Source organism: Neisseria sp. 27098_8_158, from assembly GCF_041433145.1.
Classification (GTDB): Bacteria; Pseudomonadota; Gammaproteobacteria; order Burkholderiales; family Neisseriaceae; genus Neisseria; species Neisseria subflava_E.
In genome coordinates this window covers 1-20,547 of record NZ_JAPWAZ010000001.1, presented here as the reverse complement: position 1 = coordinate 20,547, position 20,547 = coordinate 1, and the positions used below count along the sequence as shown (strand labels likewise).

Here is a 20,547-nt window from a genome sequence, read left to right as displayed (position 1 = left end):
ATATATTGTTGAGGATTCATCTTAATGATGTTCGTGGCGATGCTCTTGATGATGTTTAGGCTTGGCTGCGTGGTGTTTGGCTTTAGGTGCAGGTTTTTTCATTTTTTGCGGTTTGGCTTTTTTGTGCATACGCTCTTGTTTCGGATGCATTTCGTGTTTGCCGTGTGCAGAAGCGACTGGTGCCAAGACCAAACCGGCAGCGGCAACCATCAAAGAGGTCATTTGAATCAGTTTTTTCATATTTATCTTCCTTCAAGAGGTTGATTTGAGGTAAAAATAAACATTTATTCGCACTCAAGCGATGGACAAATATTAATGGCTTTGACTGCCAGCTGCTGTCAGCATTCGGCGAAATCTGTTCAAAATTCGGCAATAGAAGTATGGCAACACGATAATGTAGCAAGGCTTTGAAAGTTTACCGTCAATTTTGACAAAGCATCTTTACACATTTCCTAAACGACAAAAAGCGCGAACCTTACGATTCGCGCTTTTTTCAGACGGCATCAATTATTTTTTGTCGTCTTTTACTTCTTCAAAGTCGGCATCTACAACGTCGTCGTCTTTCTTAGCAGAAGACTCGGCTTGTGCACCCTCACCTGCTTGTGCTTCGGCTTGCGCTTGAGCGTAAACCATTTCGCCCAGTTTTTGGCTGGCTGTACCCAAAGCTTCGGCTTTGGCGTCGATGGCGGCTTTGTCGTCGCCTTTAACTGCTTCTTCAGCTTCTTTCAACGCAGCTTCGATTTTTTCTTTCTCGGCAGCGTCGAGTTTGTCGCCGTAGTCGGCCAAAGATTTTTTCACGGAGTGAATCAGGGCTTCGGCTTGGTTGCGTGAAGCGACCAATTCAGTCAGTTTTTTATCTTCTTCAGCGTTGGCTTCGGCGTCTTTCACCATGCGTTCGATTTCTTCTTCGCTCAAACCGGAAGAACCTTGGATGGTGATGTTGGCGGCTTTGCCGGTGCCTTTGTCTTTGGCAGAAACGTGCAAGATACCGTTGGCGTCGATGTCGAAAGTAACTTCAATTTGTGGCATACCGCGTGGTGCAGGTGCGATGTCGGTCAAGTTGAACTGACCCAAAGACTTGTTGGCAGAAGCACGTTCGCGTTCGCCTTGCAGTACATGAATGGTTACTGCGCTTTGGTTGTCTTCGGCAGTAGAGAACACTTGAGACGCTTTAGTCGGAATAGTAGTGTTCTTTTGAATCAGCTTGGTCATCACGCCGCCCATGGTTTCGATACCCAAGGACAGAGGGGTTACGTCCAGCAGCAATACGTCGCTGCGGCCGCCGCTCAATACTTCGCCTTGAATTGCTGCACCTACGGCAACGGCTTCGTCAGGGTTCACGTCTTTGCGAGGCTCTTTGCCGAAGAAGTCTCGAACGGCTTCTTGTACTTTCGGCATACGGGACTGACCGCCGACCAAAATCACGTCGTCGATGTCGCTGGTGCTCAAGCCGGCATCTTTCAATGCGATTTTGCAAGGCTCGATAGAACGTTGGATCAAATCTTCAACCAGGCTTTCGAATTTGGCACGGGTAATTTTCATGGCCAAGTGTTTCGGACCGGTTGCGTCCATAGTAATGTACGGCAGGTTGATTTCGGTTTGCTGACCGCTGGACAATTCGATTTTGGCTTTCTCGGCAGCTTCTTTCAGGCGTTGCAGAGCCATGACGTCTTGTTTCAAATCAATGCCTTGTTCTTTTTTGAACTCGTCAATGATGTAGTCGATCAAGCGTTGGTCGAAGTCTTCGCCGCCCAAGAAGGTGTCGCCGTTGGTTGCCAATACTTCGAATTGTTTGTCGCCGTCGATGTTGGCGATTTCGATGATGGAAATATCGAAAGTACCGCCACCCAAGTCATACACGGCAATTTTACGGTCTTTGCTGTCGCCTTTGTCCATACCGAATGCCAAAGCGGCTGCGGTCGGTTCGTTGATGATGCGTTTTACTTCCAAACCTGCGATACGGCCTGCGTCTTTAGTTGCTTGACGTTGGCTGTCGTTGAAGTAGGCAGGAACGGTAATCACGGCTTCGGTTACTTTTTCACCCAAGTAAGCCTCGGCTGCTTCTTTCATTTTACGCAAAACTTCTGCGGAAATTTGAGGAGGAGACAGCTCTTTGCCTTGTGCTTTTACCCATGCGTCGCCGTTGTTGGCTTTGATGATTTCAAAAGGCATGGATTCGATGTCGCGTTGTACTTCTTTGTCTTCAAATTTGTGGCCGATCAAACGTTTGGCGGCGTAAATAGTGTTTTTAGCGTTGGTTACCGCTTGGCGTTTTGCTGGCGCGCCGACGAGGATTTCGCCGCCGTCCAAATAAGCGATAACGGAAGGAGTGGTGCGTGCGCCTTCTGCGTTTTCGATTACTTTGGTTTGACCGTTTTCAGAAATGGCCAAACAAGAGTTGGTTGTACCTAAGTCAATACCGATTACTTTTGCCATATTATGTTGCTCCTAAATAAACTTTTCTTAATTAATAATCCTGTGGAACATTTCGTTCCGATGGCTTGTAAATAAGGTTGCTTCATTTTTTTTTCAAGGCTTAATTTGAATTTTTTTTTAAATTAAATTCAAGTGCTTGATTTATTTATCCACAAGCCGTTTATTCTTTTTTCAGATGGCCGGCTTTAATTTTCCGATTCTGGTTTATCGGAATGATTTTCCAATAGCGGAACATCAGGATTTGAAACCGGATAAGGCCGTCTGAAGATCTTATGCTTGATAAACTTTATCAAGCGGTGCCTTCAATCTTCTTTTTTCGCCACAACAACCATCGCAGGACGCAGTACGCGATCGGCCAATGTATAGCCTTTTTTCATCACGCTGACGATGGTATTCGGCTCTTGCTCGCTGACGACTGCCTGCATCGCTTGATGTTGGTGTGGATCAAGTTTGTCGCCCGGTTGCGGGTTGATTTCTTTAATATGTGTGGCATCAAATGCTTTTTGCAGCTCGTTCAAAGTCATTTGCACACCCATTTTCAGCGCATCGAAATTGCCGCTTTGGTCCAGCAGCGCCATTTCGAGATAATCTTTAACCGGCAACATTTCTGCTGCAAATTTTTGTCCGGCGAATTTATGGGTATCGGCGATTTCCTGCTGATGGCGGCGGCGCAGGTTTTGCTCGTTTGCCAAACCGCGCAGCTCACTGTCTTTGAGTTGACCTTCCAACTCGGTGACACGCGCCTGCAGATCTTCGTAAGTCGGTTCTGCTTGTTTGGTTTCAACGGTTTCGGCAGTTTCTACGGCTGCCGCTTCTTCTGCTTCGTGTTGATGTTGTTCGTTATGCTCCGTCATTTCTGACATCCTTTTAGCGTGTTGATATTCGATATTTCATATATAAGGCCGTCTGAAAAAACTTCAAGCATTTGAACGTCGATTATCAAATGCCTTGTTAAAAGACGTTGGAAAACGGTAAGATAGCCATCTGATTTTATTCTTCAGACGGCCTCAAATATGAAAAAAGACCATTTGAATTCAACCGATTTTAATCTGTGGCACACCATCCGCGAAGAAACCGAAGCGGCCGCCGCGGCCGAGCCGATGCTGGCAAGCTTCCTGCACCAAACCGTGTTACGCCACGATTCGCTCGATTCGGTTCTTGCCTACCATCTTTCCAGCAAGCTCGGCAGCCCGATTATGGATGTGCGTGCGCTGTTTGAAATTTATCAACAAGCTTTGAGCGTGGACACCCGTATCAGCAAATGCGTCGAGGCCGACTTGAAAGCCATTTATGAGCGCGACCCAGCTTGTGACGAATATTCGCTGCCGCTGTTGTATTTCAAAGGTTTTCACGCCGTACAGGCGCACCGTATCAACCACTGGCTCTATCAAAACGGCCGTAAAACGCTGGCGTATTTCCTGCAAAACCGCATGTCGGAAGTCTTCGGTGTTGACATTCACCCTGCCGCCCGTTTCGGTCACGGTTTGATGCTCGACCATGCCACTGGTTTTGTGGCCGGCGAAACCGCCGTCTTAGGCAACAACATTTCCATCCTCCACGGCGTAACGCTGGGCGGTTCGGGCAAAGAAAGCGGCGACCGCCACCCGAAAATCGGCAATGGCGTAATGATTGGTGCGAACGCTTCGATTTTAGGCAACATCCGTATCGGCGAAAATGCCAAAATCGGCGCAGGCAGCGTGGTGGTTGCCGACGTACCGTCTTCGATTACCGTTGTCGGCGTACCGGCCAAACCGGTCGGCCGCTCTTCCAAAACTCCGTCTGCCGATATGGATCAAAGCATTCAATTATCATCTACGGATTTTGTGATTTAAGCAATCTGCCATTTAAAAGGCCGTCTGAAAGATTTGTTCTTTCAGACGGCCTTTTATCATTTAAATCCTAGTGTTAACCGCGTTTGCGCAAGGCTTCCAAGTGCGTTTTAACCTGCTTGACTTTCTCTTCGGTAAACAGGTTGGCAATGTTTTTCCAAATGCTGTGATAACCGTAAGGACCATGTTGCATTTCGGCTTTTGCTTCTTCCACCGGCCAGCCTTGATAAATGATGCGGTACATTCCGGCAATCAAACCGGTACGGTCCGCGCCGTGATAACAATGGATAAGCACTGCGCCGTTTTGCTGTTGTTTTTCAATCAAGTATAGGATTTCCGCAATCTCTTTCGGCTTGATGCTCCATGACAGCAACGGACGATTTAGCAAGGTCAAACCATGCTCTTTCAAATGGTCGTCATCGTTGCGGTCGAAAAAGCGCAAGTTGATCACGCTTTGAATGCCCAGCTTGACGATGGCTTCGCCATCTTCGGAAACAGGCTGCTCGCTGCGGTAAAGCTTGTCGTCGATGCGATAAAGGTTGGCATCGTGTTTGACAGGCGTTGCCCAGCGTTCGGACTGAACGGCTTTGCTGCCATTATCCGGCGACGCGGACGAGCAAGCGATGGGCAAGCCGGAAGCGAGAAGGCACAATAAAAGACGGCGCATAAAATTCCTGTATGAAAATCAATTGAAAATCAAAATATCATGCGATTCTATCAAAACCCGTTCGGATATTCTATCCGAGCAAACCGCGTTACAATAAAGCCTCTTTTTTCAGACGGCCTTTCATCATGACCTGCCTTGCTTGGAACACCACGCCTTCCCTTGCTACCCTTTGCCGCGGCATCGAACAACATACCGCGCCGCTTTATTTGATTGTCTGCCTGCCTGAAAACCATATTCCCGATTTTCCATTATCGAATCATCCCTCCGAGCTTGAAGGCCGTCTGAATAACCGCCTCGTTCAAGCCATGAAATGCCTTCAGTTCAACAGCGTCAATGTTTTAGAAAACCTATTGCCTGATGTACATCTCTGGCTGGTTCCGCCACACCGCGCCGACCGCTTACACGAACATTTCCATCATATCGAATGGCAAACCGAAGCCATACCCCAATCCGCCCCAACTCCCCTAAAACCTTGGTTCAGACGGCCTGAACATCAAGCCGTGCCCGAACACGTACTGATTATAGGCGCAGGCATTGCCGGCGCGGCAACCGCGCGCAAACTAGCGGAGCACGGCATACGCGTTACGGTTTTGGAGGCAGGCAAAGCGGCACAGGCAGGCAGCGGCAACCGCCAAGGCTTGCTCTACGCCAAAATCTCGCCACACGATACCGAACAAACCGAGCTGCTGCTGACAGGCTACGGCTACACGCGCCGATTGTTGGAAGACTTGCTGCCTAATTCCGACGTATGGGGCGGTGACGGCGTATTGCATTTGAATTTTGACGACAGCGAACGCAAACGCAATCAGGCCTTGGGTTTGCAACACCAGCATAAACACCTCTACCGCAGCGTATCTACCGAAGAGGCTGCGTCCATCGCAGGCATAAACGTATTTTCAGACGGCCTTTACTGGCCGCAAGGTGTATGGCTGAATCCACCCACTGTCGTGCATGCCTTATTGAATCATCCGCTGATTGAGTTGCACGAACACTCGCCGCTGACCGCAGTATCGCATGACGGCACACAATGGACGGCACACACGCCAAACGCGCATTTCAATGCCAGCCATATCGTTTACTGTATGGGCGCGCATAGCCCGACTGCCGCCGACACCAACGTCTCCGCCCTGCCTTTCCGCCAAATCCGCGGTCAAACCGGTGTTGTGTCCGCCAGCCCGTTTTCACAAAAACTGCGTTGCGCCATTTCCGGCAAAAGCTACATCAGTCCGAGCTGGCAAGGCCGCCACTGCTACGGCGCGACATTTATCCTCAATAGCAACAATGAAACTTGGTATCCGCACGAAGAAACCGAAAACCGCGCCGCCCTTCAACAACTCAATCCGCCATTGGCACAATCCCTGTTTGAGCAAGATTCGTTTTCAGACGGCCTTCAAGACACACAAGGCCATGCCGCCCTACGTTGCGACAGCCTCGACCACTTGCCCGTTGTCGGCGCACTCGGCGACATCGCCACCATGCAGTCCGCCTACGCCAAACTGGCATTGGACAAAAACTACCGCCTCGACAATATCCCCTGCCCTTACCTGCCCAATGCCTACATCAATACGGCACACGGCACGCGCGGACTGGCGACAGCCCCCATCTGCGCCGCCGCCATTGCAGCCGAAATACTTGGTTTGCCGCATCCGCTATCGCAAAGACTGAGAACCGCGCTACACCCCAACCGCGCCATCATCCGCGCGATTGTTCGGCAGCAGCCGTTGTTATCCGATTTAAGGATTTCGCTGTAAATAAAAAAGGCCGTCTGAAAGTCATCAAAACTTTCAGACGGCCTTTAGCTATCCGTTAACTGCTTAGAATTTCCATTCCAAAGACACGGCATAGTTGCGACCTGGGGCACGGTAGCGATCTAAGCCTTTGCCATCGCGGTCAACGCCGTTGGTGGTGCTGTAGCTGTACAGACCGCGCAGGGAGTCCCAAGTGGTGTATTTGCGGTTGAATACATTGTACACGCCGGCACGCAAAGTCAGGTTTTTAGCCGGTTTGTAGAAGCCGTACATATCAAACACATAAGCCGATTTGTTCAGCCATGGATAATCCACTACTTTTTCTTGCAAAGGCGTACCCCAACCGGTGTTTTCAAACACGGTATATTGAGCGTCTTTGGCTTTTTTCGCACCCAAATAAGTCAGGCGGGAGAACACACCCCATTTTTCGCTCGGGCTTTCGTAATCGACACCGGCAATCACTTTCAGAGGCTGAGTGGACAGCAGGCTGTTGTTGCCTGACAGTTTGCTCTTCGCGTAACCGACAGAACCAAACAATTTCCAGCCTTCAGGTACAAAAGAAACCACTTGACCTAAATTCAGACGGCCTGTCAGCTCAAGACCACGGATTCGGGCCTTGTCGATGTTTTGCATCTGCCATTCCAGTTTTTCGGAATAAGGATTGCTACAAATACCATAGTAGTAATTCATCTGAGTACAGCCGACATCGCCGCTGGTGGTCAGCTTCTGCTCTTCAGACAAGAAGTTGCGGTAATTGCTTTGATACAGGTTGGCATCCAAAGTACCTTTTTCGCTGCGGCCTTGCAGAGAAAGGGTATGGGTGGTGCTGCGCTCGGCTTTCAGATTCGGATTAGGCAACCAGGTACCTGAGCCGTGGTTGTAAGTGAAATACACTTCAGACGCATTCGGCACGCGGAAACCGGAAGTTACATCGTAACCCAAACGCCATGTCTGACTCAGCTGTGCAGCCAAGCCGACAAAACCGCTCCAGCCTTTATAAGTGTTGGCTGCAGGTGGTGTTTTGTCACAAGCATGACACTCGGCATTCAGTTGCTGCGGCGTCATTTTGGTGTAGTCGTAACGGATACCTGCGCGGCTGCTGAACACATCGTTCCATTGGATTTGGTCAGACAGCGAGAAACCGTAGTTGTTGGTTTTCACTGGATGCTGAATCGTGCTGGACGTGCGTAAAATACGGCCGCTGAAGTAGTAGTCGTCGCGGTTTAAGTTTTCAAACTCACGCTGGCTGGCGAAAGTTTTAAACGACAAGCGATGTTGGCCGCCTATTTGCAATGGTTGGCTGTCCATACGCAATGTAATGCGTTTGAAGGTTGTATCCATGCTGCGGTTGTAGATTTCGTCCAAATCCTTCTGATTGTAGTTGCGCGTCCAGGTAGAATAATCCATCGGGAACGAGCCTTTGTTGTTAACCGCCGCTACTTTGGTTTTCTGATAATCGAAGTCCGCTTTCAACAACGACAACCAATTCGAATCGGGCGTCCACTCGTAAAACAGGTTAGCATTGCGCCGTCTGTTTACGTCATCGGCTTCGCGCCAAGAAGAAGCGGTCAGGTTATAAGACTCTTCGATCGTGTAATTGTGGCCCTGCTGACCGTTGAGAGATGCGCCGATACGATGGTTGTCGTTGATTTGATAAGCAATCTTACCCAAGAAGCTATGGTATTTGTGTTTGGACGGATCAGGAATACCACGCGCAGAACCACGGATATTCGCTCCGCTGCCGGCGCCCTCTACCGGATAACCACGCTCGCCCGCGCTTTCAGTCTCATGACCGCGACGTTGCGAATACAGCAAAGCGGCATCCACGCGGTCGTTGTTCAAACCGAACCCAAGTGTATTTGTCCATTCGCGGTTGCGGCTGCTGTAACCGTTTTTCATCATCACGCCGAACTGACGCTCAGGCAACAGCAAATCATGACCTTGCAGGGTTTGGTAATTTACGCCGCCACCCAATGCACCGCTACCGGTATTGAAAGAGTCTGCGCCCTTCACGATTTCGATGTTGCGCACGAGTTCGGGGTCGATAGACAGACGCGAGCTGTTGAAGTTGCCATAACGGGCATACAGCGAGTTTTCTTCGGAATCAGGCAGGTTTACGCCGTCAATGCTGACGCCGACACGGTTGCCTTCCACGCCGCGTACGGCAAAGCCTTTTTGATGGCGGCCACTGTCGCTCAAGCCAACGTCGGTGGAATAACGTACCAAGTCTTTGTTGTCACGTACCATTTCTTGTTGGATACGGCCAAGGTTGACACGTTCCACGGCTGCAGGCGCATTGCGCTGACCTTTAACGCGGACTTCTTTTATCTCTGCTTTAACGGGTGTGGTTTCAGTTGCAGCTTCATCTGCTGCCAAGACTGGATTGCCGAAAATACTGCCGACCAGCGCGGCAATAGGGAGCATTTGTAATGGTTTCATATTATCAACTCAAGATGTAATGGATTGTTCATCCATCAGTTAATGCATAAAAAATTTCTGATAATCATTAATGATTAATAAGACAGCAACCCGTTCAAACAAAACTTTGTTGTGTAATTAAAGGTCCCTGCAAACATCTACGCTGAGACCTTGTCTGTTTGATTTAATTATTTTTTAGAGTCTGTGCGGCGTCATACCTTCAGGCGCTTCCGCACCTTCCGGCAAACCGAAGGTTTCACGCAGAATCACTTTATAGAATTCAAAAGCTTCGCGCGCGCCTTGAATGGCTTCCGCCTCGGCTTCCGGAGTCAAGTTCAAAGCATTCAGATGCTCGACAAAAGCGCGCCAGTGTTTGCCGCGGCCGTTCGGATGAGGAGCCAGGTGGCGTGCGCCGAATTCGCCAGTGTATTCGAGTTTTTGAGCGTGTTTGAACAAGAATGCCGCGCCCAAATTAGAACCTTCGGCGCAATACAGCCAGCCGATGGCTTTATTACCGGTTTCGTGTGGCAATTCTTTGTCAAATTTGTAAGGCTCTTCGCCCAAGTCTTTCAAGTCTTGAGTCACGGCATCATAACGCGCCATGTATTCAAGCTCTGGAATGGCTTTGTTCAATTCGGCATCTTTATAGATGTGATCGACAGCCTTGTGGAAAACAGATTGAAGTTTCAAGAATTTGATGTAGTTTTCTTTGCTGGAAAAAGGTTGAACGGACATAACCAAGTTATCAACGCTGTCGTGCGTTGTCGTGGTTTGCTCTTTCAAGCGTTTGGCGAAAGTCAGCTCTTGTGTTTCACTCATGATGTTTCCTTTGAATTAAAAGACTAATGGTTTCAGACGGCCTTTATGGTTAAAAATCCGTCTAATTTGAAAAGAATTGTTTTAAAAACAAAGAAGATAATTTTTAGCCTACTTCAGGTTCGTTGACCGTGTACCTTCCACAAATCTACAAGGATTATCGTGTTTTTAAATATTGAGAATATATCTTATTTTTAATATAATAACAATAAACCAAACTAAGACCTATTAATAAAATTTAACAGCCCATAGCAATAACCTTCTAAACCCTTTTCAAACTTTTCAGACGGCCCAAACCTTATTAAGCAGCCGCCATTCAATCAAATATCGACCTAAATTTGGGCTATCCTTCTGTTTTCCTTTATAATGCAACACTCTTTGCACCTTCTTTATCCCCTGCCGAACCATGAAACGGATTCCTGCCTACCATCGCTGGTGGCGCTACAAGTCTTATCTTCCTGATGCGACGCTGCCTGCACATACGGTGGAATGCCCGGATTGCGGCTGCCGTATGGATATTCCGCGCCTGCGTCAGGGACAGGAAGCGCATTGTCCGGTGTGCAACCATGAAATTGTGGAGGTGGAAAACAATCCGTATATCGCGCCGATTGCCTATGCGCTGACAACCTTGATTCTGATGGCGTTCGCGTACAATATGGTGTATATCCGCGTGGATTTGTTCGGCGTGACATCGATTTTGTCGTTGCCGCAAATGATGCGGCTTTTGATTTCGCTGGATTACGGTTTTCTGGCGGAAGTGATGTTTATCCTCACCTTTGGTGCGCCTTTACTGTTTTTACTGCTCTGCCTGTATGTTTATACGGCTTTGATACGCGAAAAGGCCTACCCTGCGCTGCGCTTTGCAACGCGTGTATTGGTGCGGCTGCGTCATTGGATTATGGTGGATGTGTTTTTCATTTCCACTTTGGTGGCGTATATCAAGCTCTCGTCCGTTGCCACAGTGGAATTCGGCTCAGCGTTTTATCTGATGTTTCCGTTGTCAGTCATGCTGATTCGGACTTCGGTATCGATTCCGCAGCATTGGGTTTATTATAAGATTCACCGTTTAACCGGCGGCCATGCGGTTCAGACGGCCGCTGAAGACAAAATCTGTTGCAGCCGCTGCCTGTATTTCCGCGATAAAGACGAGCAGCCTTGCGGCGTATGCGGTGCAGACTTATACCGCCGCCGCCCGAAAAGCCTGAGCATTTCGCTGGCGTTTTTAATGGCGGCGTTTATCCTGTATTTCCCCGCCAACATCCTGCCGATTATGATTTCGTCCAATCCAACGGCTTTGGAGATCAACACGATTTTCAACGGCATTGTTTATATGTGGAACGACGGCGACCGATTGATTGCCGTGATTATCTTCAGTGCCAGTATTATGGTGCCGGTTTTGAAGATTATTGCGATGGCGGTTTTGATTTATTCCGCATACTTCAAGCCTGTGATGAGCGCGGACAAGATGTCGGTTTTGTATCGGATTACCGAATCCATCGGCCGCTGGTCGATGATTGATATTTTTGTGATTATTATTTTGATGAGTTCGTTCCACACCAATATGGCGCGCGTCGTGCCGGGTGGCGCGGCGATTTACTTCTGCCTGGTCGTTATTTTGACCATGCTTTCGGCCTATTATTTCGATCCCCGTCTGATTTGGGACAAGCAACAGCAGCTTTCAGACGGCCTTGATTCTGACCAGACCTTAACACAATGAAAAAACACGATTCTTCACCCAATTACCACGCCCCGGCGCGTGTCAAGAAAACCAATGTCTTCACGTCTATCGTGTGGCTGATTCCGCTGATTGCGCTGATTGCCGGCGGCTGGCTTTTGATTAAAGACATCCGCAACCGCGGCCCTGTCGTTACGCTGTTGATGGACAGCGCTGAAGGCATCGAAGTCAACAACACCGTTATTAAGGTGTTGAACGTCGATGTCGGACGCGTTACCCGCATCAAATTGCGCGACGACCAAAAAGGCGTGGAAGTTACTGCCCAACTCAGTGCCGACGCCAAAGACCTTATCCGCAGCGATACCCAATTTTGGGTGGTCAAACCGCGTATCGACCAAAGCGGCGTTACCGGCTTGGGAACCTTGCTTTCCGGCTCATATATTGCATTTACACCGGGTAAAAGCCAAGAAACCAAAGATGTATTTGTCGTCCAAGACATTCCGCCGATTGCCGCCATCGGTCAAAGCGGCCTGCGCCTGAATTTGATCGGCAAAAACGACCGCATCCTCAACGTCAGCAGCCCGGTTTTATATGAAAACTTTATGGTCGGCCAAGTAGAAAGCGCGCATTTCGACCCGTCCGACCAAAGCGTGCATTACACCATCTTCATCCAAAGCCCCAACGACAAACTGATTAATTCCGCCAGCCGTTTCTGGCTAGAAAGCGGCATTAATATCGAAACCACAGGCAGCGGTGTCAAACTTAACTCCGCCCCTCTGCCTGCCCTGCTGTCCGGCGCAATTTCCTTTGACTCGCCCAAAACAAGCGACAGCAAAAACGTCAAAAGCGAAGACAGCTTCACGCTTTACGACAGTCGGAGCGAAGTCGCCAACCTGCCTGACGACCGCTCGCTGTATTACACCGCATTTTTCAAACAATCCGTACGCGGCCTGACTGCTGGTTCGCCTGTTGAATACAAAGGCCTGAATGTCGGCGTGGTTTCCGACGTCCCTTATTTCGACCGCAACGATAGCCTGCATTTGTTTGAAAACGGTTGGATTCCCGTACGCATCCGCATCGAGCCTTCCCGTTTGGAAATCAATGCCGACGAACAAAGCAAAGAACATTGGAAACAACAATTTCAGACGGCCTTAAACAAAGGCCTGACCGCCACCATCTCCAGCAACAACCTGCTGACTGGCAGCAAAATGATTGAGTTGAACGATCAGCCTTCCTCCTCGCCTAAGCTGCGACCGCATACCGTTTATGCAGGCGATACCGTTATTGCAACCCAAGGCGGCGGTTTGGACGATTTGCAGGCAAAAGTGGCCGACTTGTTAGACAAGTTCAATAACCTGCCATTGGATAAAACCGTTGCCGGCTTGAACGGTTCGCTTGCTGAACTCAAGTCCACACTCAAATCTGCCAATGCAGCCCTAAGCTCTATCGACAAACTGGTCGGCAAACCGCAGACACAAAACATTCCGAACGAGTTGAACCAAACCCTGAAAGAGTTGCGTCAAACCCTGCAAGGCGTATCGCCTCAATCGCCTATCTACGGCGACGTACAAAATACGCTGCAAAGTTTGGACAAAACCTTAAAAGACGTTCAACCCGTGATTAATACTTTGAAAGAAAAACCCAATGCGCTGATTTTCAACAGCAGCAGCAAAGACCCTATCCCGAAAGGAAGCCGATAATGCGCCTCTTCCCGATTGCCATCGCCCTGACGCTTGCCGCCTGCGGCACTGCGCAAAGCACACAATATTTCGTCCTGCCCGACAGCCAGTACATCCGTCCGACAGCACAAGGCAACGAAATCGCGGTCAAAGTCAACCTTTCCGAACCGCTTGCCAACGGCGGCCTCGTTTACCAAATCGATGCCTATCATGTGAATCTGGCGAAAAACCACCTTTGGGCGGCACCGCTCGATGGCGCATTGGCGGCAAACCTCAGCAACAAGCTCAACCGCCTCAATCCGCATCGCACCTTTGTGCCTGCTTCACGCAGCCAAAGCAGCCAAACCCTGAAAGTCTATATCGAAGCCTTCCAAGGCAGCTATCAGGGGCAGACCACCATCAGCGGTTATGCACAATGGCCGGACGGACGCAGCAAACCGTTTAACGCCGTCACGCCGCAACAAGGCGACGGCTATACCGCCATGCTCGAATCGTTGGAAAACGGTTTGTCACAGGTTGCCGATACGATTGCCTATTAGACCAAAAGGCCGTCTGAAAAACTTTCAGACGGCCTTTTTCATATTTCAAACATTCATTACAACGCGCGGTCAAAATACAAAGCTACGCCGGAACGCTCGCTCATCGCCAACAAATAATCCATCAATTTTTGCGGCCATTGAATACCGCGCACAACAGTCAGGTTGCGCAAAATAGGGAACGTCAGGATATCTTCCAAACTGATTTCACCGCCCAAGCCCTTGCCTTCGCACACCAGCGCTTCCAGCTCTGCCAAATCTTGATGCAGACGCTCCAGATATTGCGCCGTTTTGTTCAGATTAGTCTCGAAATTGCCGATACTTTTCTCTTTTTTGTCGATAAAATATTTTTTCGCTTCATCGGTCTCAAATTCAGGCAGGCCGATTTTGACCATGCGCGGCTGTACCAGTTTGTTATTGTATTCACCCACTTTATCCAACCAAGCCTGCACTTCTGGACGAACTTCTTCTTTCAGACGGCCTTGATCGATGTAACGGACAATATCCAAACTCTCGCCCATAAACGAACCGTCTTCTTTTTGCAAAATCGGTACTTGTTTTGAGCCAATCATGCCAATCGGCGTAGCTTCGTCATCGTTTGCTAAAACGACCTCTTCCACCGCCACATCGCGCAAGCCAAAAATCATCCGCGCACGGACGCAAAACGGGCAATGGTCGTAAATATACAGTTTCATCGAAATGCTCCTTAAAATTTCAAAACGGTTAACCATAACACCCAAGGCCGTCTGAAACAAGGCTTCCTGAAACATAGTGCCACATTCGCATACAAATCTAGGGCTATCGGCAATAAACTGTTACAATGGCAACGTTTTTATCAAAAAGAAAAAAACGCACGCCATGACCACTATTCGCCAAACGCCCCAAACATCGAGTGCAACGCTGGAAGGCCTCCTCGCTTGGTTCGACGGCTATGTTGCCGCGCTGCCCGATTCCGATAAAAACCTGATTCAGACGGCCTTTGACTTAGCTAAAGAACATTACCCCGCCGATGCACTAACGACTTACGGCGAGCCATTGCTGGAACATTTCCTCGGCTCGATGCAAATCGTCAGCGAACTTGACTTATTGCCCGATGCCGTGGCGGCTACGATTTTGTCCGACATCGGCAAATACGTTCCCACTTGGCAAGAATTGGTTGCCGAACGCTGCAACAGCACCGTTTGCGAGCTGGTCAAAGGCGTAGACGAAGTACAAAAACTGACCCAATTCGCACGCGTGGACAGCCTCGCCACGCCGGAAGAACGCGCCCAACAAGCCGAAACCATGCGTAAAATGCTGTTGGCAATGGTTACCGACATCCGCGTCGTCCTGATCAAACTGGCGATGCGCACGCGCACCCTCCAATTCTTAAGCAACGTTCCCGATAATCCTGAAAAGCGCGCCGTTGCCAAAGAAACCCTCGACATTTTTGCCCCGCTCGCCAACCGCTTGGGCGTGTGGCAACTCAAATGGCAGCTCGAAGATTTGGGCTTCCGCCATCAAGAGCCGGAAAAATACCGCGAAATCGCCCTGCTTTTGGACGAAAAACGCACCGAACGCCTCGAATACATCGAAAACTTCCTCAATATCCTGCGTACGGAACTGACAAAATACAATATTCATTTTGAAGTTGCCGGAAGACCGAAGCACATCTACTCCATTTACAAAAAAATGGTGAAGAAAAAGCTCACTTTCGACGGCCTGTTCGACATCCGTGCCGTACGGATTTTGGTGGACACCATTCCCGAGTGTTACACCACGCTGGGCATTGTCCACAGCCTCTGGCAGCCGATTCCGGGCGAGTTCGACGACTATATTGCCAACCCGAAAGGCAACGGCTATAAAAGTTTGCACACCGTCATCGTCGGCCCGGAAGACAAAGGCGTGGAAGTCCAAATCCGCACCTTCGACATGCACCAATTCAACGAATTTGGTGTTGCCGCCCACTGGCGTTATAAAGAAGGTGGCAAGGGTGATTCCGCCTATGAACAGAAAATCGCTTGGTTGCGCCAACTCCTAGACTGGCGCGAAAACATGGCCGAAAGCGGCAAAGAAGACCTTGCCGCCGCCTTCAAAACCGAACTTTTCAACGACACGATTTACGTTTTGACCCCGCACGGCAAAGTCCTCTCCCTGCCTACGGGCGCCACCCCGATTGACTTTGCCTACGCCCTGCACAGCAGCGTGGGCGACCGTTGCCGCGGTGCAAAAGTTGAAGGACAAATCGTACCGCTGTCAACGCCGTTGGAAAACGGTCAACGCGTTGAAATCATTACCGCCAAAGAGGGGAACCCTTCCGTCAACTGGCTCTATGAAGGCTGGGTCAAATCCAACCGCGCCATCAGTAAAATCCGTGCCTACATCCGCCAGCAAAATGCGGATACCGTGCGCGAAGAAGGCCGCGCCCAGTTGGACAAACAGTTGTCAAAAATCTTCCCCAAACCCAATCTGCAAGCATTGGCGGAAAAACTCGGCTTCAAAAAAACCGATGAACTTTATACAGCCATCGGTCAGGGTGAAGTTTCCAACCGCGCCATCCACAAAGCCTGCGGCGCTCTGAATGAGCCGCCTCCTGTACCGATTGATGAAACCAATATCGTCAAACAGTCTAAAATCAAAAAAGGTGGCAAAAACGGCATTTTGATTGACGGCGAAGACGGCCTGATGACCACGCTTGCCAAATGCTGCAAACCGGCACCTCCGGACGATATTGTGGGCTTTGTTACCCGCGACCGCGGCATTTCCGTTCACCGCTGCACCTGCCCTTCTTTCCGCCACCTTGCCGAGCAGGCGCCGGAAAAAGTGTTGAACGCAAGCTGGGCAGCCCTGCAAGAAGGACAAGTGTTTGCCGTCGATGTTGAAATCCGCGCCCAAGACCGCTCCGGTTTGCTTCGCGACGTTTCGGATGCGCTGGCGCGTCATAAACTTAACGTTACCGCGGTGCAAACCCAATCGCGCGATTTGGAAGCCAGCATGCGCTTTACCCTTGAAGTCCGCCAAGTCAACGACCTGCCGCGCGTATTAGCCAGTCTGGGCGACATCAAAGGCGTTTTAAGCGTAACGCGCTTATAATTCCCATTCCCCCATCTAAAGGCCGTCTGAAAGTATTGCTTTCAGACGGCCTTTCACACATCAACTGCCAATATATAACCTACGCTTCTATCCTTACAATCAGCCGTTATTTCCTGTCCGCCATATTCTCAGGCAAACTCGCCATCCGTATGATAAAGAAAGATATTTTTATTCTTATATTAACCTTAAGGAAACTTCATGGACACACGAGACCTGTTCCCTCATGAAATTTTGCAGGACGCCATCGGCAAAAGTTGCGCCAAATCTGAATTCAGCATCAAGATGTTGGTGATTTTGAGTTTTTTAGGCGGCGGCTATGTCGGCTTCGGCTATCTTGCCTGCCTGCGCGTCATCAGCGGCATTCCGGCTGAATGGAACGGCCTGGCCGCCCTTTTGGGCGCGTCCGTATTCCCGATTGCGCTGATTTGTATCTTAATCGGCGGCGGCGAGCTGGCAACAGGCAATATGATGATTATGGCTTTGGGCAGATTGACCGGCCGCGTCAGCACCTACAAACTGGTACGCAACTGGCTCATCGTCAGCTTGGGCAATCTGGCAGGCGCCGTTGCCATGGCCTATTTCCTCGGCCACTACGTCGGCCTGGCAGAAGGAGCGGCTACGGCTAAAACCATTGCCATCGCCGAAGCCAAAGTTAATATGGACTTTGGCCGTGCATTCGTTTCCGCTATCGCATGTAACTGGATGGTGTGCATGGGTATTTGGTTCTATTTCGGCTCACGCCATACTTCAGGCCGCATTTTGGCAACTTGGTTTCCGGTAATGATCTTCGTGTTAATCGGCTTTCAACATTTTGTTGCCAATATGTTCATCATTCCGGCCGGCATTTGGGCGGGCGCAAACGTCAGCTGGGGTCAATTTTTCTACAACATGATTCCCGTTTTCTTAGGCAACGTCCTGGGCGGATCATCCTTTGTCGCAGCCTCTTATCTCTTTGCTTACAAACACTTACTAAAAGACGATTTTTCTATTTAATGTAGTCTTTTTTCTAAAAACCCCGTATCTGCCCGACACAGATACGGGGGTTCTACACAGGGCCGTCTGAAAGTCCAAGTCGTTTAATTACTTTTTCTCTTTAATCCCCCAAAAACATCAGGAAAGATAGTTTCACACACTTTCCTTCGTCATCATCAGTAAAAATTTATATATTTTTATGTTTTTAAATGACTTAGCCAAAAAGCGGCATCAATTTCGAATAAAGGCTGAGTTCTTCGCTTTGCAAAAGCAACTTTTTGCGGTATGCTGGTTTAAATTATTTACAATTTAATGCATTAAGATTTCGTATTTTATTGTATTTGAAAATAATTTATCCTGTCTCTCTCGCAAAAAACAGGATTTTTAAGCTGTATTTTTATTAGAAAAAAGTTTGGGTATGAATTGCTTGCAATTTCAAACCCGTTTTAAAAGTTAGATGAGGAATAAGTACATGAATCCCATGTATATCACTTTCGCGATCTATTTGGTCGCCGTATTACTGATCGGCCTCGCCGCCTATTTTTCAACACGAAACTTCGACGACTACATTCTCGGCGGCCGCAGCTTAGGTCCGTTCGTGACCGCGATGTCTGCCGGTGCTTCCGATATGTCAGGTTGGCTTTTGATGGGCTTGCCAGGTGCCATTTACCTGAGCGGTTTGAATGAAGCTTGGATTGCCATTGGTCTGATTGTGGGTGCATACCTCAACTGGCTGTTGGTTGCAGGCCGTCTGCGCGTACATACCGAATACGCCAACAACGCGCTGACGCTTCCTGATTACTTCTTCCACCGCTTCGGTGCCGGCGGTCACTTGATGAAAGTGGTTTCTGCACTGATTATCTTGTTCTTCTTCACTATTTACTGTGCTTCAGGCATCGTAGCCGGTGCTACCCTGTTCCAAAGCCTGTTCCACGGTATGTCTTACACTCAAGCCATGTGGCTGGGTGCCGGCGCGACCATCGCCTACACTTTCTTGGGCGGTTTCTTGGCAGTAAGCTGGACCGATACCCTGCAAGCTTCTTTGATGATTTTTGCATTGGTACTGACTCCTGTCATGGTGTACTTGGGTTTGGGCGGTGCAGATCAAATGAACGCTGCCATCCAACAAGTTGCCGCTTCTACCGGTAAGGAATACGGCAGCCTGTTTGCCGGTACTACTTTTATCGGCATTATCTCTACCGCCGCTTGGGGCTTGGGCTATTTCGGCCAACCACACATTTTGGCCCGTTTCATGGCTGCTGAAAGCGCTAAATCTCTGGTTTCTGCACGCCGTATCGGTATGACTTGGATGATTCTGTGTATGGCCGGTGCTGTGGCTGTCGGCTACTTCGGTATCGCTTACTTCGGCGCCAACCCTGCCCACGTTGATGAAATGAACGGCAACCACGAACGTATCTTCATCGCTTTGGCTACCCTGCTCTTCAACCCTTGGATTGCCGGTATCATCTTGAGCGCGATTCTTGCCGCCGTAATGTCCACCCTGTCTTGCCAATTGTTGGTTTGCTCCAGCGCGATTACCGAAGACTTCTATAAAGGCTTCCTGCGTAAAAACGCCCAACAAGCTGAATTGGTATGGATTGGCCGCGTAATGGTATTGGCTATCGCAGTGATTTCCATCCTGATTGCTTCTGACCCTGAAAGCAAAGTATTGGGCTTGGTAGCTTACGCATGGGCAGGCTTTGGTGCCGCATTCGGCCCGGTTGTTATCCTGTCTGTACTGTGGAAACGCATTACTGCCTACGGCGCACTCTCCGGCATGATTGCAGGCGCGCTGACTGTGGTTGTTTGGGCTGAGTGGATCAAAAAACCTGCTTTGGCCGCACAAGAAACAGGCTTCTCTACCGTATATGAAATCGTTCCAGGCTTTATCGCTTGTACCCTCGTGATTGTTTTGGTATCTCTGATGGACAAACAACCGTCACGCGAATTGCAAGAACGTTTCGAAAAAGCAGACGCAGAATACCGCGCCTCTAAATAAGACGTTTTCAGACGGCCTGCATGATTCAGTGCAGGCCGTCTGTCTGTGTTATGAAATAAACTGTTTCAAAATAATCTGAGCCTTGTCAGAAAAAACAGCAATTTATGCGGATGCATCTTGTATCCGCATCATAATTTTATTACGATATTACTATCCTTCAGAATGCTTGTTTTAGCAGTCTTAATTCAGGCCGTCTGAAACCATGAAAAAACCTTTGGAGAACATAAATAATGTTTAACTTCGCTTTTCCAACACAAACTCCTCTGCGTCAAGCTGTAACTGATGCCTACCGCCGTGATGAAATCGAGGCCGTTCAGGATATGTTGCAACGTGCACAGATGACCGACGAAGAACGCAATGCCGCCTCCGAGCTTGCCCGTCGTTTGGTTACCCAAGTCCGTGCCAGCCGTACCAAAGCCAGCGGTGTAGATGCTTTGATGCACGAATTCTCTCTCTCCAGTGAAGAAGGTGTTGCACTGATGTGTCTGGCTGAAGCCCTGCTGCGCATTCCGGACAATGCCACCCGTGACCGCCTGATTGCCGACAAAATCTCTGAAGGCAACTGGAAAAGCCACTTGAACAACAGCCCTTCCCTCTTCGTTAACGCGGCCGCATGGGGTCTGCTGATTACCGGCAAACTGACCGCGACAAACGACAAACAGATGAGTTCCGCATTGAGCCGTCTGATCAGCAAAGGCGG

Annotated in this window: 15 protein-coding genes and 1 pseudogene; 9 read left to right on the top strand and 7 right to left on the bottom strand. The window is 49.4% G+C overall.

All coding sequences use genetic code 11. The features are described from left to right. Positions 1–21: 21 nt before the first annotated feature. The 3 genes from O3681_RS00080 to grpE all read right to left on the bottom strand — a co-directional run bounded on the left by O3681_RS00080 (position 22) and on the right by grpE (position 3,299). A complete protein-coding gene (locus O3681_RS00080) occupies positions 22–240 on the bottom strand; it encodes a hypothetical protein (protein ID WP_254346928.1) in 219 nt (72 codons plus the stop codon). Positions 241–507: 267 nt separating this feature from the next. Continuing rightward, positions 508–2,436, bottom strand: coding sequence for a molecular chaperone DnaK (gene dnaK, locus O3681_RS00075; RefSeq protein ID WP_049348822.1), 1,929 nt, complete (start codon positions 2,434–2,436; stop codon positions 508–510). A 302-nt stretch (positions 2,437–2,738) separates the two neighbouring features. Next, positions 2,739–3,299, bottom strand: a complete 561-nt coding sequence (grpE, locus tag O3681_RS00070; RefSeq protein WP_070711972.1) for a nucleotide exchange factor GrpE — start codon at positions 3,297–3,299, stop codon at positions 2,739–2,741. 150 nt (positions 3,300–3,449) lie between these two features. Between grpE and cysE the strand changes: the two genes are divergently transcribed. Next, on the top strand, positions 3,450–4,268 hold the full coding sequence (cysE, locus tag O3681_RS00065; RefSeq protein WP_070583842.1) for a serine O-acetyltransferase: 819 nt from the start codon (positions 3,450–3,452) through the stop codon (positions 4,266–4,268). 73 nt (positions 4,269–4,341) lie between these two features. On the opposite strand, the gene O3681_RS00060 is transcribed toward cysE, so the two are convergent. Next, positions 4,342–4,932: a tyrosine-protein phosphatase gene (locus O3681_RS00060; RefSeq protein ID WP_308880930.1), complete on the bottom strand. Its 591-nt coding sequence runs from the start codon at positions 4,930–4,932 to the stop codon at positions 4,342–4,344. A gap of 125 nt (positions 4,933–5,057) precedes the next feature. On the opposite strand from O3681_RS00060, the gene mnmC reads away from it, so the two are divergent. Further along, a complete protein-coding gene (mnmC, locus tag O3681_RS00055; protein ID WP_371459000.1) occupies positions 5,058–6,683 on the top strand; it encodes an FAD-dependent 5-carboxymethylaminomethyl-2-thiouridine(34) oxidoreductase MnmC in 1,626 nt (541 codons plus the stop codon). Between the two features lie 63 nt (positions 6,684–6,746). On the opposite strand, the gene O3681_RS00050 is transcribed toward mnmC, so the two are convergent. Beyond that, positions 6,747–9,119 carry a TonB-dependent hemoglobin/transferrin/lactoferrin family receptor gene (locus tag O3681_RS00050; protein ID WP_070765037.1) on the bottom strand — a complete coding sequence of 791 codons (2,373 nt, stop codon included), beginning with the start codon at positions 9,117–9,119 and terminating at the stop codon, positions 6,747–6,749. Between the two features lie 174 nt (positions 9,120–9,293). Then, positions 9,294–9,917 (bottom strand): biliverdin-producing heme oxygenase, encoded by a 624-nt coding sequence (locus O3681_RS00045; protein ID WP_049329094.1) that lies wholly within the window; start codon positions 9,915–9,917, stop codon positions 9,294–9,296. Positions 9,918–10,320: 403 nt separating this feature from the next. Here O3681_RS00045 and O3681_RS00040 point away from each other — a divergent pair, with 403 nt between their 5' ends. Genes O3681_RS00040 through O3681_RS00030 form a run of 3 tightly spaced genes read left to right on the top strand, consistent with a single transcriptional unit; the run spans position 10,321 to position 13,807 of the window. Then, entirely contained in the window at positions 10,321–11,631 is a 1,311-nt protein-coding gene (locus O3681_RS00040; RefSeq protein ID WP_371458999.1) for a PqiA/YebS family transporter subunit, read from the top strand. Further along, entirely contained in the window at positions 11,628–13,289 is a 1,662-nt protein-coding gene (pqiB, locus tag O3681_RS00035) for an intermembrane transport protein PqiB (RefSeq protein ID WP_107722966.1), read from the top strand. The genes O3681_RS00040 and pqiB overlap by 4 nt, the downstream gene beginning before the upstream one ends. After that, positions 13,289–13,807 carry a membrane integrity-associated transporter subunit PqiC gene (locus O3681_RS00030; RefSeq protein WP_107722965.1) on the top strand — a complete coding sequence of 173 codons (519 nt, stop codon included), beginning with the start codon at positions 13,289–13,291 and terminating at the stop codon, positions 13,805–13,807. Before pqiB ends, O3681_RS00030 begins: the two co-directional genes overlap by 1 nt. Positions 13,808–13,863: 56 nt before the next feature. On the opposite strand, the gene O3681_RS00025 is transcribed toward O3681_RS00030, so the two are convergent. After that, a complete protein-coding gene (locus O3681_RS00025) occupies positions 13,864–14,574 on the bottom strand; it encodes a GrxB family glutaredoxin (RefSeq protein WP_107722964.1) in 711 nt (236 codons plus the stop codon). Between the two features lie 88 nt (positions 14,575–14,662). On the opposite strand from O3681_RS00025, the gene O3681_RS00020 reads away from it, so the two are divergent. The 4 genes and pseudogenes from O3681_RS00020 to O3681_RS00005 all read left to right on the top strand — a co-directional run. Further along, positions 14,663–16,876 carry a bifunctional (p)ppGpp synthetase/guanosine-3',5'-bis(diphosphate) 3'-pyrophosphohydrolase gene (locus O3681_RS00020; protein WP_107722963.1) on the top strand — a complete coding sequence of 738 codons (2,214 nt, stop codon included), beginning with the start codon at positions 14,663–14,665 and terminating at the stop codon, positions 16,874–16,876. A 198-nt stretch (positions 16,877–17,074) separates the two neighbouring features. Next, on the top strand, positions 17,075–17,869 hold the full coding sequence (locus O3681_RS00015) for a formate/nitrite transporter family protein (protein ID WP_107722961.1): 795 nt from the start codon (positions 17,075–17,077) through the stop codon (positions 17,867–17,869). Between the two features lie 451 nt (positions 17,870–18,320). Beyond that, the gene (putP, locus tag O3681_RS00010; protein ID WP_070607607.1) at positions 18,321–19,847 is read left to right on the top strand and encodes a sodium/proline symporter PutP; all 1,527 of its coding nucleotides are present in this window, start codon (positions 18,321–18,323) and stop codon (positions 19,845–19,847) included. 230 nt (positions 19,848–20,077) lie between these two features. Then, a pseudogene (locus O3681_RS00005) lies at positions 20,078–20,547 on the top strand (bifunctional proline dehydrogenase/L-glutamate gamma-semialdehyde dehydrogenase PutA); the annotation flags it as partial.

What these genes read in the sequence shown, in the direction of transcription:
- O3681_RS00080 (WP_254346928.1), bottom strand. Translation starts at nt 240, where the DNA reads ATGAAAAAACTGATTCAAATGACCTCTTTGATGGTTGCCGCTGCCGGT.
- dnaK (WP_049348822.1), bottom strand. Translation starts at nt 2,436, where the DNA reads ATGGCAAAAGTAATCGGTATTGACTTAGGTACAACCAACTCTTGTTTG.
- grpE (WP_070711972.1), bottom strand. Translation starts at nt 3,299, where the DNA reads ATGTCAGAAATGACGGAGCATAACGAACAACATCAACACGAAGCAGAA.
- cysE (WP_070583842.1), top strand. Translation starts at nt 3,450, where the DNA reads ATGAAAAAAGACCATTTGAATTCAACCGATTTTAATCTGTGGCACACC.
- O3681_RS00060 (WP_308880930.1), bottom strand. Translation starts at nt 4,932, where the DNA reads ATGCGCCGTCTTTTATTGTGCCTTCTCGCTTCCGGCTTGCCCATCGCT.
- mnmC (WP_371459000.1), top strand. Translation starts at nt 5,058, where the DNA reads ATGACCTGCCTTGCTTGGAACACCACGCCTTCCCTTGCTACCCTTTGC.
- O3681_RS00050 (WP_070765037.1), bottom strand. Translation starts at nt 9,119, where the DNA reads ATGAAACCATTACAAATGCTCCCTATTGCCGCGCTGGTCGGCAGTATT.
- O3681_RS00045 (WP_049329094.1), bottom strand. Translation starts at nt 9,917, where the DNA reads ATGAGTGAAACACAAGAGCTGACTTTCGCCAAACGCTTGAAAGAGCAA.
- O3681_RS00040 (WP_371458999.1), top strand. Translation starts at nt 10,321, where the DNA reads ATGAAACGGATTCCTGCCTACCATCGCTGGTGGCGCTACAAGTCTTAT.
- pqiB (WP_107722966.1), top strand. Translation starts at nt 11,628, where the DNA reads ATGAAAAAACACGATTCTTCACCCAATTACCACGCCCCGGCGCGTGTC.
- O3681_RS00030 (WP_107722965.1), top strand. Translation starts at nt 13,289, where the DNA reads ATGCGCCTCTTCCCGATTGCCATCGCCCTGACGCTTGCCGCCTGCGGC.
- O3681_RS00025 (WP_107722964.1), bottom strand. Translation starts at nt 14,574, where the DNA reads ATGTTTCAGGAAGCCTTGTTTCAGACGGCCTTGGGTGTTATGGTTAAC.
- O3681_RS00020 (WP_107722963.1), top strand. Translation starts at nt 14,663, where the DNA reads ATGACCACTATTCGCCAAACGCCCCAAACATCGAGTGCAACGCTGGAA.
- O3681_RS00015 (WP_107722961.1), top strand. Translation starts at nt 17,075, where the DNA reads ATGGACACACGAGACCTGTTCCCTCATGAAATTTTGCAGGACGCCATC.
- putP (WP_070607607.1), top strand. Translation starts at nt 18,321, where the DNA reads ATGAATCCCATGTATATCACTTTCGCGATCTATTTGGTCGCCGTATTA.